This is a genomic window from Alistipes muris (assembly GCF_943193205.1).
GTDB classification, from domain to species: domain Bacteria; phylum Bacteroidota; class Bacteroidia; order Bacteroidales; family Rikenellaceae; genus Alistipes; species Alistipes muris.
This window is the reverse complement of sequence record NZ_CALPDD010000002.1, coordinates 192,513-210,901: the sequence shown is the minus strand read 5'-3', so window position 1 is coordinate 210,901 and position 18,389 is coordinate 192,513. Positions and strand designations below refer to the sequence as shown.

Sequence of the window (18,389 nt, the reverse complement as noted above, 5' to 3'; positions counted from 1 at the left end):
GGGCGAACAATGTGTCGCCGCTTGCAGTCACAGATCGAGCATTCGGCGACTCCGTGCGCTGCGTCCAGCATCTGCCGACTGCTTTTTTGCAAATTGTCGTCCGGGTTGCTTTTTTGTGAATTAAATTCACTACTTTTGACCTTGGAAAGCAATATTTTGTAAGTCATGTCTAAAGAGTTCAAGCGTTACCTGGTTACTTCGGCTCTCCCCTACGCCAACGGTCCCGTGCACATCGGCCATCTGGCGGGCGTCTATATCCCCTCCGACATCTACACGCGTTACCTGCGTCTGCGGGGCCGCGACGTCGTGTCGGTCTGCGGATCGGACGAGCACGGTGTACCCATCACCATCAAGGCCCGCAAGGAAGGGGTCACGCCGCAGGAGATTGTCGACCGTTACCACCGGATCATCAAGGATTCGTTCGAGCGCCTGGGCATGTCGTTCGACATCTATTCGCGCACTTCGTCGCCTACGCATGCCGTCACGGCGTCCGATTTCTTCCGCAAGCTCTACGACGAGGGCAAGTTCATCGAGAAATCCTCCATGCAGTATTATGATGAGGAGGCCGGAACGTTCCTCGCCGACCGTTATATCGTCGGTACGTGTCCCAAGTGCGGCAACGACCGCGCCTATGGCGACCAGTGCGAGAAGTGCGGTTCCACCCTCTCGCCCGAGGAGTTGGTCGATCCCCACAGCGCCGTGTCGGGTTCGGTGCCCGTCCTGCGCGAGACCAAACATTGGTATCTGCCTTTGGATCAGTACGAAACATTCCTCCGCGAGTGGATTCTCGACGGCCATAAGGAGTGGAAGACCAACGTTTACGGGCAGTGCAAAAGCTGGCTCGACGGAGGGCTTCAGCCGCGCGCCGTCAGCCGCGACCTCGATTGGGGCATTCCCGTGCCTGTCGAGGGGGCCGAGGGCAAGGTGCTCTACGTGTGGTTCGACGCTCCGATAGGTTATATATCTGCTACTAAGGACTTTACACCCGATTGGGAGAAGTATTGGAAGTCCGAAGACACCAAGATGGTCCATTTCATCGGCAAGGACAACATCGTCTTCCATTGCATCGTCTTCCCGTCGATGCTCAAGGCGCACGGCGATTATATTCTGCCCGAAAACGTGCCGTCCAACGAGTTTCTCAACCTCGAGGGCGACAAGATTTCCACTTCGCGCAACTGGGCCGTCTGGCTGCACGAGTATCTCGACGAGTTCCCCGGCAAGGAGGATGTGCTGCGTTACGTGCTCTGCGCCAACGCTCCCGAGACCAAGGACAACGATTTCACCTGGAAGGATTTCCAGGCCCGCAACAACAACGAACTCGTCGCCGTGCTCGGCAACTTCGTCAATCGGGCGCTGGTGTTGACCCAGAAATATTTCGGCGGCATCGTTCCGGCTTGCGGCGGGTTGAACGACTACGACCGCGAGACGATTGCCGAGGTGGCGGCCGTGAAAGGTTCGCTCGAAAAGAATATCGAGAATTACCATTTCCGCGAGGCGCTCAAGGATGCGATGAACATCGCCCGCATCGGCAACAAGTATCTCGCCGATACGGAGCCTTGGAAAGTCGTCAAGAGCGACCCCGAGCGGGTGAAGACCATCCTTTACGTCGCGTTGCAGATTACGGCCAACACCGCCGTCGCCATCGAGCCGTTCATGCCTTTCTCGGCCCGGAAGATACTTGCGATGCTCGCGGTCGACAAATTCGACTGGGAGCGTCTCGGTGCGACCGATTTGATTCCTGCGGGCCATCGTATCGGTGAGCCGGCGCTGCTCTTCGAGAAAATCGAGGACGAGGTGATTCAGCGCCAGCTCGACAAGCTCGAAGCGACCAAGGCAGCCAACCGGGCGGCCGAATCGGTACAGCAGGCCGAGCCGCAGAAAGATGCCGTTTCTTTTGACGATTTTCAGAAGATGGACATCCGGGTTTCGACCGTTCTTGCGGCCGAAAAGGTCGCAAAGACCAAGAAACTGCTCAAACTCACCGTCGACACGGGTATCGACCGCCGCGAAATCGTTTCGGGCATCGCCGAATATTTCTCGCCCGAGGAGTTGGTCGGCCGGCAGGTGCTGGTCCTCGTCAACCTCGAACCCCGCGAGTTGAAGGGCATTCTTTCGCGCGGCATGATTCTCATGGCCGAAGATGCCGACGGCAGGCTGCGGTTGCTCGGGCCCGGCGAGAAGACGGCGGCCGGAGCGATTGTCGGCTGAAAAAAAATCGAATTCTTAAAACTTAGCATTATGGCTGATATGGATTGGAGCGCATTGGGCTTCGACTACACCCGAACGGACTGCAACGTTCGCTATACCTTTTCCGGCGGCAAGTGGAGTGCGATGGAGGTCACTTCCGACGAGTACATCCGCATGCACATGTCCGCCTCGTGCCTGCATTACGGCATCGAGCTCTTCGAGGGGCTCAAGGCTTTCCGCGGCAAGGACGGCAAGGTGCGGCTTTTCCGGGTCGCCGACAATGCCCGCCGCCTGCGTTCTTCGGCCGAGCGGCTGTGCCTGCCGCTTCCGACGATGGAGATGATTGTCGACGGGTGCATGGAGGTGGTGCGCCGCAACGAGAAATTCATCCCGCCTTATGGAACGGGTGCTTCGCTCTATTTGCGTCCGGTCATGTTCGGCACTACGGCCGGATTGGGTGTCAAGCCTGCCAATGACGCCTTGCTTATCATCTATGCGTCGCCCGTCGGCGCCTACTTCAAGGAGGGTATCAAGCCCATCAAGGTGGCTCTCGACCGCGAACAGGACCGCGCTGCTCCACGTGGAACAGGCGACGTAAAGGTCGGCGGCAACTATGCGGCGAGCATCTATTCGAGTAAGAACGCCCACGATTTGGGCTACTCGAACGTGCTTTATTTGGATGCGAAAACGCATACGAAGATCGAGGAATTCGGTGCTGCCAACTTCTTCGGCATCAAGGATAATAAGTATGTTACCCCCAAATCGCCGTCGGTTTTGCCGTCGATTACCAACATGTCGCTGCGTCAGCTTGCTGCCGACATGGGGATGACGGTCGAGGAGCGTGATGTTCCGCTGGAAGAACTGTCGACTTTCGAGGAGGTCGGAGCCTGCGGTACGGCTGCCGTTATATCGCCCGTGTCGAAGATTTTCGACATGCAGACCAATAAGGTTTATCAATACAGTGAGGAGGTCGGCCCGGTTTCGATGAGGCTGTATAATCTTTTGCAGGATATTCAGTACGGCCGTGTCGAGGATAAGCACGGTTGGTGTACGATAGTCTTGTAGTTCTTTTGCTGTAAAGCAATGCGGCCCGTCCGATTTTCGGATGGGCCGCATTTTGTTCCACGTGGAACGTGTATGAGGTGTCTTGGTTTGTGGACGGCGGTCTGGGCCTTGGTGATGGCGTTCGTTCCACGTGGAACCCTACCCTATCTGCCGAACTTCACTAATAACACGTTGACGTCGGCGGGCGATACTCCCGGAATTCTCGACGCCTGCCCGATGGTCGCCGGACGGATGCGGGCAAGTTTCTGACGCGCTTCGATGGTCAGCGCATTCATCTGCGAATAGTCGAAGTTGTCCGGAATAGCGATGCTTTCGAGCCGATGCAGTTTGTTGGCGAGAAATTTTTCGCGTTCGATGTATCCCCTATACTTGATTTGTATTTCCGCTTCTTCGACAGCTTCGGCCGGAATCCGGTTTTCGGCAATGAACTTTTCGAGTGCCGGCAGCACTTTTCGGAGCGACTCGAACGTCACATTATTGCGCATCAGAATGTCGCTGAGCTTCCGGCCCTGGGTCAGCGGGTCCGAACCGACCGTTTTCAGATAGTCGTTTATTTCGCTTGTTTTGATGCTCCGGTCACGGGCGAACGAAATAAGCGATTCTACGAACGATTTTTTTTCGAGGAAATTGTCGTAGTTTTTGCGGCTGACAAGGCCGATTTCGTGACCGAGCGGGGTCAGCCGCAGGTCGGCATTGTCCTGCCGGAGCAGAATCCGGTATTCGGCCCGCGAGGTGAACATGCGGTAGGGTTCGTCGACGCCTTTGGTCACCAGGTCGTCGATGAGCACTCCGATGTAGGCCTGGTCGCGTTGCAGGACGATGGGCTCCTCCCCTTTCAGCGCCCGGTGGGCGTTGATGCCTGCCATCAGTCCCTGGGCGGCCGCTTCTTCGTAGCCGGTCGTGCCGTTGATCTGCCCTGCGAAATAGAGTCCGTCGACCAGCTTGGTTTCGAGCGAATGGTGCAGCTGGGTCGGCGGGAAATAGTCGTATTCGATGGCGTATCCCGGGCGGAAAATGTGGACGTCTTCCAGTCCCCGGATTTTGTGCAGCGCTTCCAGCTGAATCTCCCACGGGAGCGACGACGAGAAGCCGTTGAGGTAGTATTCGTTGGTCGTACGTCCCTCAGGTTCAAGGAATAGCTGGTGCTGGTCCTTGTCGGCGAAGGTGCGCAGTTTGTCCTCGATGCTGGGGCAGTAGCGGGGGCCGATGCCTTGAATCGTGCCGTTGAAAAGGGGCGAGCGGTCGAAGCCCCGGCGCAGAATTTCGTGTACCTCGGGCGAGGTGTAGACCAGGAAACACGGCAGTTGATTTTCGACCGGGTGCGTGTCGGCCGAGAACGAAAACTTGGCCGGGTGTTCGTCGCCTTCTTGCAGTTCGAGGGCCTCGAAGTCGATGGTCCGGGCGTCCAGCCGGGCCGGCGTGCCCGTTTTCATGCGTCCGGTCTCGAACCCCAAGGCCTTGAGGCTCTGCGTGATACCGTGCGATGCGGCGTCCCCTGCCCTGCCCCCTTCGGCATGCGAATCGCCGCAGTGCATCATCCCGTCGAGGAACGTTCCGGCGGTCAGCACGACGGCCCGGCAGGCGAATTCCACCCCTAAGCGGGTGCGGACGCCCCGAACGCGGGGTCGGTCGGCTACGGTGTCGAAAAGCAGTTCCGTGGCCGCATCCTGCCAGATATAGAGGTTCCAGGTGTTCTCCAGCGTACGGCGCCACTCCTCCGAAAAGCGCGTTTTGTCGCATTGCGCCCGCGGGCTCCACATGGCGGCGCCCTTGGAGCGGTTGAGCATTCGGAATTGCACGGCCGTGAGGTCGGTGATGCGGCCCGTCTGTCCGCCGAGCGCGTCTATTTCTCTGACAATCTGACCTTTGGCTACTCCGCCGATGGCCGGGTTGCACGACATGGCGGCCATCTTGGTCATGTCCATGGTCAGCAGCAGCGTGCGCGAGCCCAGGCGTGCCGCGGCCGCAGCCGCTTCGCATCCGGCGTGTCCGCCGCCTATCACTATGATGTCGTATTCGAGCATGGCAAATCGGGTGTTAACGGGTGTCGCCCTCCCCTGCTGCGTTGCAAGCCAAGAATCGGGCCGCGGCAAAGGTAATGATTTATTCGCTATCGGCGGGCGGCAGGCGGATTTTTTGAGGGCAGAACCGTGCCCCCCCCCCTGGTGGTGTCAATGCTTTTTTCTTGCTCGGCTCTGCTTCGGGCTTACCGGAAATATTGGGTGTTGTTTGGTAGGCTGGAGACCGAAATCGTTTGGTGGACCGTAAAAAAAACTGCGCTGAAATGTCGTTTTTTGGTCGCAAGCCGTTCGGGTTGCTTCGCTGTGATTATCTTTGTTCTTCGGATAAAAAGCAGTTTTCTGGCCCGGAGTGGCATGGGTTACGGCTCATTCACGCCCCTTTTCCCGTCCCGGCGGCAGGTCCGAACGGCTTCGGTGTGCCGGCGGCTCGTCGAAAGGGTGCTGCCAGCGTGGCCAGGCAGATTCAGCAATCCGCTGGCGGCATACCGCCGAGGTGCTAAAACGATTTAGTAGGCCGGTTGAACCGTTTTTCGGGCGGATTAGTCGGCTGGCATGGAGAACGTTTCAGCCTTTTCTCGGCCTGACAGGATAGTTCATTTGTGCCGTCAGTTATTCATTCCAGTTCGTGCCGGGGCTTCCGTTGCGATTCTCCGACACGTTCATCCGAGCGATTGCTTGAGCGCCTGCTGCGGGCTACCGCTTCCGCGAGAAGGGAACTTTGATAGCTGTCGGTACGGAAGGCTATTATTGGTCGTCGTCGCCCTACGTTGCCGGCGATCATGGTGCGGCCATCCTGGGTATCACCGCGAGCGGCGTGACGCCGTTGGGCATGGGCCGCCGAGGTGTCGGGCGCTCCGTGCGCTGCGTCCAGCATCTGCCGACTGCTTTTTCTCCTTTTTTGCGGGTAGCTGCGGGCGGGGAACCGGGCTTTTTCGGCAGGCCGGACTGCGCCACGGCGAGAAAACCCGTATGAAAATAGCCCCCGGAGAACGGATAATAAAAAAATAATCGTACCTTTGTTTGTTGTCCGGCCCTACCCTTTCGGGCCGCGAAGCCGGGCTGTCGGGAAGACGAAGAACAAAAAACATAAATTGCCATGTACGGAAAAATCAAGGAACACTTGCAGCACGAGCTGGCCGAAATCAAGGCTGCCGGGCTCTACAAGACGGAACGGGTCATCGAATCGCCGCAGCGTGCCGAAATCGGGGTCGCAGGCCGCAAGGTGCTGAACTTCTGTGCGAACAACTACCTGGGTCTGTCGGACAATCCCCGGCTGATCGAAGCGGCCAAGAAAGCGATGGACGCCCGGGGTTTCGGCATGTCGTCGGTGCGTTTCATCTGCGGCTGCCAGGACATCCACAAGGAGCTCGAAAAGGCGGTTTCGGATTACTTCGGGACCGAGGACACGATTCTCTATGCGGCTTGTTTCGATGCGAACGGGGGCGTTTTCGAGCCGCTGCTGACCGAGGAGGACGCTATCATATCGGATGCGCTGAACCACGCGTCGATAATCGACGGCGTGCGTCTGTGCAAGGCGGTGCGTTATCGCTACGCCAATGCCGACATGGCCGAGTTGGAGGAGTGTCTCAAGAAAGCGCAGGCCCAGCGGTTCCGCATCATCTGCACCGACGGCGTGTTCTCGATGGACGGCAATGCCGCGCCGCTCGACAAAATCTGCGAACTGGCCGAGAAATACGACGCGCTGGTGATGGTCGACGAATGCCATTCGGCAGGCGTGCTGGGCAAAACGGGCCGTGGAATCACGGAGCTGTACAACCTGCGCGGCAAGGTGGATATTCTGACGGGTACGCTGGGCAAGGCGTTCGGCGGCGCGGTGGGCGGCTTCACGACGGGCCGCCAGGAGATTATCGATATGCTGCGCCAGCGTTCGCGCCCCTATCTGTTCTCGAATTCGCTGCCCCCTGCCGTGGTGGGCGCCGGAATCGAGATGTTCCGGATGCTGAAAGAGAGCGACGAACTGCACGACCGGCTTGTGGCCAATGTGGAACACTTCCGCACGAAGATGATGGCGGCCGGGTTCGACATCAAGCCGACGCAGTCGGCGATTTGTGCGGTCATGCTCTACGATGCCAAGCTGTCGCAGGATTTTGCGGCGAAATTGCAGGACGAAGGGGTCTTCGTGACGGGATTCTACTACCCTGTCGTGCCCAAGGGGCAGGCCCGCATCCGGGTGCAGGTATCCGCCGGGCACACGTTCGACCAGCTGGACCGCTGCATCGCCGCCTTCGTCAAAGTGGGCAAGGAACTCAAAGTCATCGAATAAACAGAAAGCCATGTCGAAAGCCAATCTGGACGCCATAGACCGCCGGATACTCAAGTATCTGATTGCCAACGCGCGGATGCCGTTTCTGGAAATCGCCCGCGAATGCGGCATATCGGGCGCCGCGATTCATCAGCGAATCCGCAAGCTGACCGATTCGGGCGTGATTCTGGGCAGCCGCCTTATCGTGGACCCCAAGGTGATGGGATTCGACGTCTGCGCCTATATCAACATCACGCTCAAGGACCCGCAGATGATCAAGCCGACGGTCGAGCGGCTCAAGGAGATTTCGGAAATCGTGGAGTGCCATTTCGTCACGGGGCAGGGAAACATCCTGGTGAAACTTTATTGTGTGGACAACGAACACCTCATGCAGACGATTTTCGAGGGGATTTTGCGCATCCAGGGTGTTGCGGCTACCGAGACCACCATTTCGTTGGACGAATCGTTCCAGCGGCAGGTAAACATTGATTTCATCGAGGAGTAGGCGTTGCCGGGCTGCTCGGACTGAAGCCGACCGGGCCAAGGTTGGTTCGGGGCAACTGGCGGAATGCAGGTCTTATAGATACGAATGTTTTCGATAGGCCGGGTACAGAGCCAAGGTTGCTTAGTCTTTGCTGAGGTAGAAAACCTGCCCGAAAGGAAACCCTCCGGATGCGAATGCGTGTCCGGAGGGTTTTTGTTGGCTGCGGCGTCGGCAGGCAGCGGTTGTTTTTATCGAATTACGATAAAAATTTTTTGATATTCAAAAATTTGTTTTTACATTTGTCGCAGAAAGGCGGGGTCCGGCCGAATCGTTGCAGACTTTGAACGCCGTTCAGAATGACGGGACGAGGACGCCGGCGCGGCGCCCGGTTCGGAACTATGGCGGACTGTCCCAATTAAGTCCGCAGTGGTTTCTACGAGGTCCGCATTCGTGAAAACGGCAGGGTTTCGGCCACCGGGAGAAGCTCACCCGCACAAAGTAAGAACCGGACAATTGGCCCTATTCATCTGCGGCGGCTGGGGCCGGACGCATCTTCGATGCGGGCCGCCGCAGATGGCAACGCAAAGCGTTGCGAAGTTAACACCTGTACCACAGGAAAGGTGCTTTGCTGACGCTCAGAATGATAGAGAGAGCTCCTCAGAATCAGAGGAAACGTTTGAAACGACCAACGAACGCCCGGGAATGACGGCCCCGATTCCATAGGCACTTGTGCAAACGAAACAAACCAATCCGAATAAAACTCGAAACGATGGATTTGCTGACGGCAGAACATGTCACGAAACGCTACGCCCGCCACACGGCGCTGGACGACGTATCGCTGGCCATACCCCGCGGGTCGGTCTACGGCCTGCTGGGTCCGAACGGAGCGGGCAAGACGACCCTGATCCGAATCATCAACCGCATAACGGCCCCCGACAGCGGCCGGGTGTTTTTCGGCGGCCGCGAAATCCGCCCGGACGACGTGGCCCGCATCGGCTATCTGCCGGAGGAGCGCGGTCTCTACAAGAAGATGAAGGTGGGCGAACAGGCGCTTTTCTTCGCCCGGCTGAAAGGGCTGTCGCGGCGCGATGCGACGGCGCGGCTGAAGCAGTGGTTTGTGAAGTTCGGCATCGAAAACTGGTGGGACAAGAAGGTGGAGGAGCTCTCCAAGGGCATGGCCCAAAAGGTGCAGTTCATCGTCACGGTGCTGCACGAGCCCGAGCTGCTGATTTTCGACGAGCCGTTCTCGGGCTTCGACCCCATCAATGCCAACCTGCTCAAGGAGGAGATACTCGCGTTGCGCGACAAGGGGGCTACGGTCATTTTCTCGACGCACAACATGTCGTCGGTGGAGGAAATCTGCGACCATATCACGCTGATCAACAAGTCGCGCAACATTCTTTCGGGCCGGGTCGACGACATTCGCCGCCGGCACGGGGCGAATATCTTCGAGGTGGCCTACCGGGGCGAGGAAAGCGCCCTGCGGCAGGCGCTCGCGGACCGCTGCGAGATATTGGAGGGCGCGGCCGAAGAATCGCTTTACCGGACGCTGAAACTGCATGTGGAGCACGACGACGAGGTCCGCGGGGTCATCGCGGCGGTGAACGAGACTGTCGAGCTGCGTTCGTTCCGCGAAATCATCCCCTCGATGAACGACATCTTCATCCGGGCCGTGAACGGCACTTTGTAAGGTGAGAGACTGCCCCGTAAGATTCTTCGTCGCAATGCTCCTCGGAATGACAGAAAGGACGGGAGAACGGAAGAATGCTCGGAATGTCGCTGTTTCTCGATGAAAAACTGCCTGAAAAACAATATAAACGCATAAATCCATGTCGAACGTATTGCTTATCATAGGGCGCGAATTCAACGAGCGCGTCCGCAAGAAATCCTTCATTGTCACTACCCTGCTGATGCCTGTGCTGATGCTCGGTCTGATGGCCGCCCCGGCGCTCATCATGCAGTTTTCGCGCGGCGACCGAAAGCGGATTGCCGTGGTCGACGAGAGCGGCCTGGTGGCGTCCCGGCTGCAAAACGGCGACGAACTGGTGTTCGAGCCGACGGACCTTGCTCCCGATGAAGCGCGGCGCGAGCTGACCGACTATTTCGGGGTGCTCTGCATCGGTCGCGACATTCTGACCAACCCCAACAGCGTGCGTCTGTACGCCAATTCGTCGTCGTCGCTGACGGTCGAAAGCAACATCACGGGCCAAATCGAACAGATCCTGGAAGCCGAAAAACTCAAGGGCTACAACATCGAGAACCTCTCGCAGATACTCGACGAAGTGAAGACGACGGTCGTGATGCAGACCTACCGCAACGACAAGTCGCAGGAGGAGGATTCGCAGGCGCAGTCGTCGGTGGTGGCTACGGCGCTGGGCTACGTGCTGGGTTTCATGCTCTACATGTTCCTGCTGATTTACGGTTCGATGGTCATGCAGTCGGTCATCGAGGAGAAGAACAGCCGCGTGCTGGAAGTCATGGTCTCGTCGGTGCGGCCGTTCGACCTGATGCTGGGCAAGATTCTGGGCGTGGCGCTCGTGGCCGTGGTGCAGATCGTGGTGTGGGGCGTGCTGATATGCGGGGCCGGCAGCGTGCTGATTCCCTCGCTGATGCCGTCCGACGTGATGGCCGGAGCGCAGGCCATGCAGGCGGGGATGCCCGAGGCGGCCGCTGCGAGCGGTGTGGACCCGAACATGCTGTCGGCCGTGGCGGCGATGACCGACATGGGCTATGTGGTGAAGATATTCGTCTGCCTGCTGCTCTTCGTATTCGGGGGCTATCTGCTCTATTCGGCGATGTTTGCGGCGGTCGGCTCGGCGGTGGACAACGTGCAGGATGCGTCGCAGCTGCAGATGCCCATCACGCTGCCCATCATCCTGGCCCTGCTGGCGATGCTGGCCGTTATCAAGGACCCCGATTCGCAGCTGGCGTTCTGGTTCTCGATGATTCCGCTGACCTCGCCCGTGGTGATGATGGCCCGCATCCCCTACGACATCCCGTTGTGGGAAGTCGGTCTGTCGCTGGCTCTGCTCTACGTTTCGTTCGTGGGGATGGTGTGGCTCGCCGCGAAGATTTACCGCGTGGGAATTTTCATGTACGGCAAGAAACCGACCCTCAAGGAGCTGGTCCGGTGGGTGAGGTACAGATAAGGTGAAACGTGAAAGGTGAACTTTGCGGTTGAGGCTATGCCGAGCAAGGAGGAGGGAAACAAGCGCAGCGTGGTTAAGAATCTGAAACAAGTGTCATTCTGAGCACAGCGAAGAATCTAATGACCGCAGATGTTTCGCTATCGCTCAACATGACATACTGCTGCCCTTTGTCATTCTGAGGAGCCGCCGAACCCCGTGCGGATTATGACTGCATGGAAACCCCGTTGCGGGCATGGAATATGATTGTGTTAGAGAAATAACAGATTTGCGAAAAATTTTTCATAAATTTGCGGCATCTTCCACGGAGACAGAGAAAGCATAACGATATAACTAAAAATCAAACGGCTATGATTTCGATCGACAATTACGATTTCAAGGGCAAGCGCGCGCTGATTCGCGTGGACTTCAATGTGCCCCTCAACGACAAGGGCGAGGTGACGGACGACACCCGCATCCGCGCGGCCATTCCGACCATCAGGAAAGTGCTGTCGGAGGGCGGTTCGGTCATTCTGATGTCGCACATGGGGCGTCCCAAGAAGAACCCCGACCCGAAGTATTCGCTGGAGCAGATCGTTCCGGCTATCGAGAAAAACCTCGGGACCAAGGTGCTCTTCGCAGGCGACTGCATGGGCGAAAAGGCCGCCGAGATGGCCAAGAATCTGAAGCCCGGCGAGGTGCTGCTGCTCGAAAACCTGCGTTTCTACGCCGAGGAGGAGGGCAAGCCCCGCGGTCTGGCCGAGGACGCCACCAAGGAGGAGAAGGACGCGGCCAAGAAAGCGCTGAAAGAGGGTCCGCAGAAAGAGTTCGTCAAGAAGCTGGCTTCGCTGGGCGACTGCTATGTGAACGACGCGTTCGGCACGGCGCACCGCAAGCACGCTTCGACCTATCTGATTGCCAAGTATTTCCCCAACGACAAGATGTTCGGCTACCTGATGGAGCGCGAGGTCAAGGCCATCGCCGCCGTCATGGAGAATCCCGCCCGTCCGTTCTGCGCCATTATCGGCGGCTCGAAGGTGTCGTCGAAAATCGGGGTCATCAAGGCCCTCATCGAGAAGTGCGATTCGATCGTCATCGGCGGCGGTATGACCTACACCTTTGCGGCGGCGCAGGGCGGTAAGGTCGGCAAGTCGATTTGCGAGCCCGACATGTTCCCCGTGGCGCTCGAAATTCTGGAGCTGGCCAAGCAGAAAGGGGTGAAGCTCGTCATGTCGCCCGACGCACTGATTGCCGACGACTTCTCGCAGAACGCCAACACCAAGACCGCTCCGGCCAACAACATTCCCGACGGCTGGGAAGGTGTCGACATCGCCGACGAGGGCAAGAAGGCTTTCCGCGAACATATCCTCGGCTGCAAGACCATCCTGTGGAACGGTCCCGTGGGCGTGTTCGAGATCGACAAGTTCGCTACGGGCTCCAAGGAGGTGGCGCTCGCCATCGCCGAGGCTACCAAGAACGGCGCCTATTCGCTTATCGGCGGCGGCGATTCGGTGGCCTGCGTCAACAAGTTCGGCCTGGCCGACCAGGTCTCCTACATCTCGACGGGCGGCGGCGCGCTGCTCGAATACATCGAGTTCGGCGACCTGCCGGGTGTAGCGGCCATCCGCGACTAAATCAGAAAAAGGCCGCCCGAAAGGCGGCTTTTTTCGTCGGAAAGAAGAAACCGGAACACACAAAAATACGACAACCGAATGAAAAGAATTCTTATGATGGCTGCAATGGCTTGTATGGCAGGCTGCCACAACGCTCCGAAGACGCCGGCCATCGACGCGGCGAACTTCGACACCGCCACGGCGCCCAACGCCGATTTCTACCAGTATGCCACGGGCGGCTGGCAGAAGAACAATCCGCTCAAACCCGAGTATTCGCGTTACGGGTCGTTCGACATGCTGCGCGACAACAACGAGAAGCGCATCAACGACCTGTTTGCCGGGATGACGGCCCAGAAAGCTGCGCCCGGTTCCGTGGAGCAGAAGATTTCGGACCTCTACAAAATGGGGCTCGATTCGGCGCGGCTCAACGCGCAGGCGCTCACCCCGGTCAAGGACGACCTGGACCGCATTAGCGGCATCCGCACCGTCAAGGACGCCGCTCCCGTGGTGGCCGACCTGCACCGGACGACAGGCAATCCGCTCTTTGCGATGGGCGTCGAGAGCGATCTGATGAACAGCAACATGAATGCGCTCTATGTTTCGCAGTCGGGACTGGGCATGGGCGACCGCGACTATTACCTGGATGCGGAAAATGCCGCCCTGCGCGAGGGGTATGTCGCCTGTCTGACGCAGTTGTTCTCGCTGGCCGGGTTCGACAAGGCCGACGAGCGCGCCGCGTCGGTGCTCGATTTCGAGACCAAGATGGCCGAGGCGTTCCGCTCGAATGTGCAGCTGCGCGACGTGGCTGCGATGTACAACCCCATGTCGAAGAAGGAGTTCATGAAGCGTTACGACGCCATCGACTGGGACGCCTACTTGGCAGGCGTGGGCTGCGGTGAATTCGACCGTATCATCGTGGGTCAGCCCGAGGTGCTGGCCGCTGTGAACCGCCTGCTGAAGACCGAGCCGATTGCAACGGTGAAAAACTATCTCGCGGCCCAGACCATCACCAGCGCGGCGCCCTACGTGGACGACGACACCTACGCGGCTTATTTCGACTTCTTCGGCCGTCAGATGTCGGGCCGCCAGGAACAGCGTCCCCGCTGGAAGCGCGCCATGTCGGTGCCCAACTCGCTGCTGAGCGAAGCCGTGGGCGAAATGTATGTGGCCAAGTACTTCCCCGAGGAGGACAAGGCCCGGATGCTGGAGCTGGTGAAGAATCTTCAGACGGCGCTTTCGCAGCATATCGACGCGCTGGACTGGATGTCGGCCGAGACCAAGGCCCGCGCGCAGGAGAAGCTGGCTTCGTTCACGGTGAAAATCGGCTATCCCGACAAGTGGAAAGACTATTCGACGCTCGAAATCGACCCGACGAAGAGCTATTGGGAGAATCTCAAGCGGGCCAACGCGTGGTATACGGCCGACAACTTCGCCGAGCTGGGCAAGCCCGTGGACAAGGCCAAGTGGCACATGCCGCCTCAGATGGTCAATGCCTACTACAACCCCACGACCAACGAAATCTGTTTCCCGGCCGCCATTCTCCAGCCGCCGTTCTTCAATCCTGCGGCCGACGATGCGGTCAACTACGGAGCCATCGGTGTGGTCATCGGTCATGAAATGACCCACGGATTCGACGACCAGGGCCGTCATTTCGACAAGGACGGCAACATGAACAACTGGTGGACCGACGCCGACGCCGCAGCGTTCAAGACCAAGACCGACGTGCTGGTCAAGCAGTTCGACGCCATCGAGGTACTGCCCGCCAAGGACGGTCAGCCGGCCCTCTACGCCAACGGTTCGCTCTCGCTCGGCGAGAACATTGCCGACCAGGGCGGTTTGCGCGTGGCCTGGACGGCTTATAACAACTCGCTGGAGGGTAAGGATGCCCCGGTCCCGATCGACGGATTTACGGACGCCCAGCGCTTTTATTTGGGCTATGCGACGCTGTGGGCCCAGAACATCCGCGACGAGGAGATCGCCCGTCTGACCAAAATCGACGTGCATTCGCTCGGCAAATGGCGCGTGAATGCCACCTTGCGCAACTTGCAGTCGTTCTACGACGCGTTCGGCATTACGGACGGCGCGATGTTCCTGCCCGAGGAGAAGCGGGTGATTATCTGGTAGACACGCTTTCGACGAAAAGGAGAGACCCGGCTTTCACAGGCCGGGTCTCTCCTTTTCACCTTTCACCTTAATAAAACGTTCCTTTCGGGGCGAAGATGGGGTACCCCAGGTTGAACGTCAGATACATATTTTTCCAGTCGTGGAGGTCGTATTTGGTGAGCGCGAGGCTCACGGGTCCGATGGGCGTATGGTAGACCAGCGAAGCCTCGGCGATGTAGTGCCACTGTCGGTCCGGGCGGCCGGAGAGCGTGGGGAAGTCGTGCCGTTCGCGGTACATGGCGTAGATGCCCGTGCGGAAGAAGAAGTTGGGCAGGATGTCGAAAGTGGGCATGGCTCCTCCGGCGATGAACCGCCGGGCCTGGAAATCGGGCATGTAAATCATCCGCGCGTGGGAGACCGGGGCGTAGGCCGGCATCGCCATGAGGGTCGCGGCATCGGTGGTGAAGTCGGGCAGCGTCGTGGCTACGGCGTCGATGTCGAACCCGAGCGAGAACCAGCGGCACGCCGGGATGTCGAAATAGGCGTCCCACGAAAAGCGACCGCCGAACCATTGCCGGGTCCGTTTTTGGGTGAAGCGGTGCGTCTCGAAAGGCCGGAACTTGTCGAGCCCGCGGACATAGACGAGCGAGAACGAAAGGTCGGTGCCGCGCCGCGGATAGAGGAATTTGTCGAGCGTGTTGCGCGCTACTTCGGCCTTGACCCCAAGGAAGTTGAAGCGCGTTTGGTCGGTGTCGTCGGCGGGCTGGCGTTCGGATTCGTAGCGGTAGTTGATGCGGCCGCCGTTGGCGTGGACCATCAGCACGCTGCGGCGTGTGAGCGGAATTCCGGCTCCGAGGGTCAGAAAACTTTGGCCCTCCTTGACGGACTGGATGTTGTCGACCTTGGTGAGTCGGCCGAACGAGCCGTGGCCGTAGTTGCTGGTCGAAAAGACGTAGGAATACTCCAAAAAGACCGGATACCGCATGTAGAAGTCGGTGCGGCCCCCGACGGTGCCCCACGTGTAGAGCGGGCCGAGGTAGAGATCGAGGTCGAACTGCTGGGCCGTGCGGCCGACGGCCTGGTAGTCGATTCCCAGATAGATTTGGTTGAAGGGGGTCGAGGAGACGTTGCCGCCGATCGTGAGCCGGAAATTGGGTTTGTTGCCCAGCCGGGTGCGGAACGAATAGCGGTCGCGGACCGAATCGAAGCGCACCGACGGGTATTCCATGGTGAAATCGCCGTCGACCAGCACGCTGTAAAGGTTGTCGCGCAGTTCGCCGAACTCCATTTCGCGCTGCCCGCCCGACGTGCGGCGGTCGACCTTGATGATGTCGCGGATGTAGGCGCGCTGTGCCGGAGTGAGACCGTCGAAACGGTAGTCGTCGAAGATCAGCGGCGGGCATTGGGCGCGGAAAGCCTCGCGGCGGGCGGCGCTCTGCTCGGGGGTGCGGCGTGTGCCGATGCGGGCCAGAATCTGCGGCATGGCGGCCATGGCATCGGCATAGCCCGTGTCCATGATGGCATCGGCCTGGTCGAAGTCGAGCATCCCGACCTCGATGCCCCGGCGGATGGTGACGCTGCGTTCTTCGGGCAGGGTGTAGTCGGTGTTCTGCATGGCCAGCATGAACGCCTGGTCGAACAGGCTGCTTTCGGGGCTCGGGGGTGCGTTGCCCTTGGTGCAGATCGACCCGATGATGAATTCGGGCCGGAACCGTTCGTCGAGCGGCTTCCACGGGAAATTGTCGAAGATGCCGCCGTCGTAGAGCAGCATCGAATCGCGGGTCATGGGCTTGAACACCAGCGGGATGGACATGGACGAGCGGACCGCTTCGCCGAGGTCGCCGCTGTCGAGGACGGCCGGGACGCGCTGGTTCATGTCGCTCGCCACGCAGAGGAACGGGACCATCAGCCGGTCGAAATCGCCCCGCGAAGCGGCCGTCGCCGGGGCGAAAAGCTCGGCGAAAGCCATGTCGATCTGGGTGGACGAAATCAGGTTGGTCGGCACGCGGAACTTGCCGCTGGGCTTGCTCATGTCGAACCGGAAGCTGACGATGGAGGGTTTGCGGCTCAGCTGCCGGTGGTAGGAGAGGTAGCGGGTGGGGTCGATGCGCCCCGAGACCCACTCCTTGACCACGCCCGACGAGACGATGGCCCGCATTTCGGCCGGAGAATAGCCTGCGGCGTACATGGCCGCGACGATGGAGCCCATCGAGGTTCCCGCCACGCAGTCGATGGGCACGCCCTGTTCTTCGAGCGCTTCGAGTACGCCGATGTGGTAGAGCCCCTTGGCGCCGCCGCCGCTCATGACGACGCCTATGCCGTGGCGGCCGGCCGCGGGAGCCGGCTCCTGGGCGCGGACAGGGCCGAACGCCGGGAGGAGGGCAAGAAGAAGAAAAAGATATTTGCGGTGCATCTGAAATTTTTTCTAACTTTGCATGTTAAAGCCCCTTTCCGCAGGGCGGGGGAAGCCAAAAGTAGGCAAAAAGGATAAACTGACAAAATATGACCGACAAAATCAATGAACTTCTGCGACTTGTCGAAGAGTTCAAACCCAAGGCCGCGGCCGAAATCGAGGAATTCCGCATCCGGATTCTGGGCAAGAAAGGCGAACTGAACGCGCTCATGGAGGAGTTCAAGACGGTGGCTCCCGAACTCAAGCGGGAGTTGGGCCAGCAGCTCAACCGGCTCAAAAACGAAGCCACGGCGCGCATCGGTTCCCTGCGCGAGGAGCTGCAGAACGCCGTGAGCGACACGGCCGCTTCGTCGGGCGACCTCACGCGGCCCGGTTCGGCGCAGCAGTTAGGGTCGCGCCATCCCATTTCGCTGGTGCGGAACCAAATCGTCGAGGTCTTCTCGCGGCTGGGCTACACGGTGGCCGAGGGCCCCGAAATCGAGGACGACTGGCATGTCTTCTCGGCGCTGAACTTCCCGCCCGAGCATCCGGCCCGCGACATGCAGGACACGTTCTTCGTCGAGAAGAATCCCGACATCCTGCTGCGGACCCACACTTCGTCGATCCAGGTCCGGACCATGGAGCATCAGAAACCGCCGATTCGCGTGATCTGCCCGGGCCGCGTGTTCCGCAACGAGGCGATTTCCTATCGCGCGCACTGCATTTTCCACCAGATCGAGGGCCTTTATATCGACGAGGGGGTGTCGTTCGCCGACATGAAGCAGTCGCTGCTCTACTTCGCCAAGGAAATCTTCGGCGAGCAGGCCGTTATCCGCATGCGCCCCTCCTACTTCCCCTTTACGGAGCCGTCGGCCGAAGTCGACGTGTCGTGCAACCTCTGCGGCGGCAAGGGGTGTCCGGTCTGCAAGGGTACGGGATGGCTCGAAATCATGGGATGCGGCATGGTCGACCCCAATGTGCTGGAGGCCAACGGCATCGACCCGCAGAAGTATTCGGGCTTCGCCTTCGGCATGGGGATTGAACGCATCGCCATGCTCAAATACGGAGTGAAAGACCTGCGCCTTTATTTCGAGAACGACGTGCGCTTCCTGCACCAGTTCGACGAGGCGCTCTGA

At 59.3% G+C, this 18,389-nt stretch carries 11 protein-coding genes; 9 read left to right on the top strand and 2 right to left on the bottom strand.

Annotation, left to right across the window (positions count from 1 at the left end):
• Positions 1-165 precede the first annotated feature (165 nt).
• Positions 166-2,208 carry a methionine--tRNA ligase gene (gene metG / locus NFR47_RS02390; protein ID WP_251213986.1) on the top strand — a complete coding sequence of 681 codons (2,043 nt, stop codon included), beginning with the start codon at positions 166-168 and terminating at the stop codon, positions 2,206-2,208.
• A 30-nt stretch (positions 2,209-2,238) separates the two neighbouring features.
• Positions 2,239-3,252 (top strand): branched-chain amino acid aminotransferase, encoded by a 1,014-nt coding sequence (locus NFR47_RS02385; RefSeq protein WP_251213985.1) that lies wholly within the window; start codon positions 2,239-2,241, stop codon positions 3,250-3,252.
• A 143-nt stretch (positions 3,253-3,395) separates the two neighbouring features.
• Here NFR47_RS02385 and mnmG read toward each other — a convergent pair whose 3' ends face one another.
• On the bottom strand, positions 3,396-5,276 hold the full coding sequence (gene mnmG / locus NFR47_RS02380) for a tRNA uridine-5-carboxymethylaminomethyl(34) synthesis enzyme MnmG (RefSeq protein WP_251213984.1): 1,881 nt from the start codon (positions 5,274-5,276) through the stop codon (positions 3,396-3,398).
• A 1,093-nt stretch (positions 5,277-6,369) separates the two neighbouring features.
• Between mnmG and kbl the strand changes: the two genes are divergently transcribed.
• From kbl to NFR47_RS02350, 6 genes are all read left to right on the top strand, one after another.
• Positions 6,370-7,557 carry a glycine C-acetyltransferase gene (gene kbl / locus NFR47_RS02375; RefSeq protein WP_251213983.1) on the top strand — a complete coding sequence of 396 codons (1,188 nt, stop codon included), beginning with the start codon at positions 6,370-6,372 and terminating at the stop codon, positions 7,555-7,557.
• A gap of 10 nt (positions 7,558-7,567) precedes the next feature.
• Complete coding sequence (locus NFR47_RS02370; protein WP_251213982.1) at positions 7,568-8,041, top strand: Lrp/AsnC family transcriptional regulator; 474 nt, start codon at positions 7,568-7,570, stop codon at positions 8,039-8,041.
• A gap of 748 nt (positions 8,042-8,789) precedes the next feature.
• Positions 8,790-9,710: an ABC transporter ATP-binding protein gene (locus NFR47_RS02365; RefSeq protein WP_251213981.1), complete on the top strand. Its 921-nt coding sequence runs from the start codon at positions 8,790-8,792 to the stop codon at positions 9,708-9,710.
• A gap of 139 nt (positions 9,711-9,849) precedes the next feature.
• The gene (locus tag NFR47_RS02360; RefSeq protein WP_251213980.1) at positions 9,850-11,169 is read left to right on the top strand and encodes an ABC transporter permease; all 1,320 of its coding nucleotides are present in this window, start codon (positions 9,850-9,852) and stop codon (positions 11,167-11,169) included.
• A gap of 347 nt (positions 11,170-11,516) precedes the next feature.
• Positions 11,517-12,779 carry a phosphoglycerate kinase gene (locus tag NFR47_RS02355; RefSeq protein WP_251213979.1) on the top strand — a complete coding sequence of 421 codons (1,263 nt, stop codon included), beginning with the start codon at positions 11,517-11,519 and terminating at the stop codon, positions 12,777-12,779.
• A gap of 78 nt (positions 12,780-12,857) precedes the next feature.
• On the top strand, positions 12,858-14,882 hold the full coding sequence (locus NFR47_RS02350) for a M13 family metallopeptidase (RefSeq protein ID WP_251213978.1): 2,025 nt from the start codon (positions 12,858-12,860) through the stop codon (positions 14,880-14,882).
• Positions 14,883-14,949: 67 nt separating this feature from the next.
• Here the strand turns inward: NFR47_RS02350 and NFR47_RS02345 are convergent, their stop codons facing one another.
• Positions 14,950-17,274: a patatin-like phospholipase family protein gene (locus NFR47_RS02345; RefSeq protein ID WP_251213977.1), complete on the bottom strand. Its 2,325-nt coding sequence runs from the start codon at positions 17,272-17,274 to the stop codon at positions 14,950-14,952.
• A gap of 89 nt (positions 17,275-17,363) precedes the next feature.
• Here NFR47_RS02345 and pheS point away from each other — a divergent pair, with 89 nt between their 5' ends.
• A complete protein-coding gene (gene pheS / locus NFR47_RS02340) occupies positions 17,364-18,389 on the top strand; it encodes a phenylalanine--tRNA ligase subunit alpha (RefSeq protein ID WP_251213976.1) in 1,026 nt (341 codons plus the stop codon).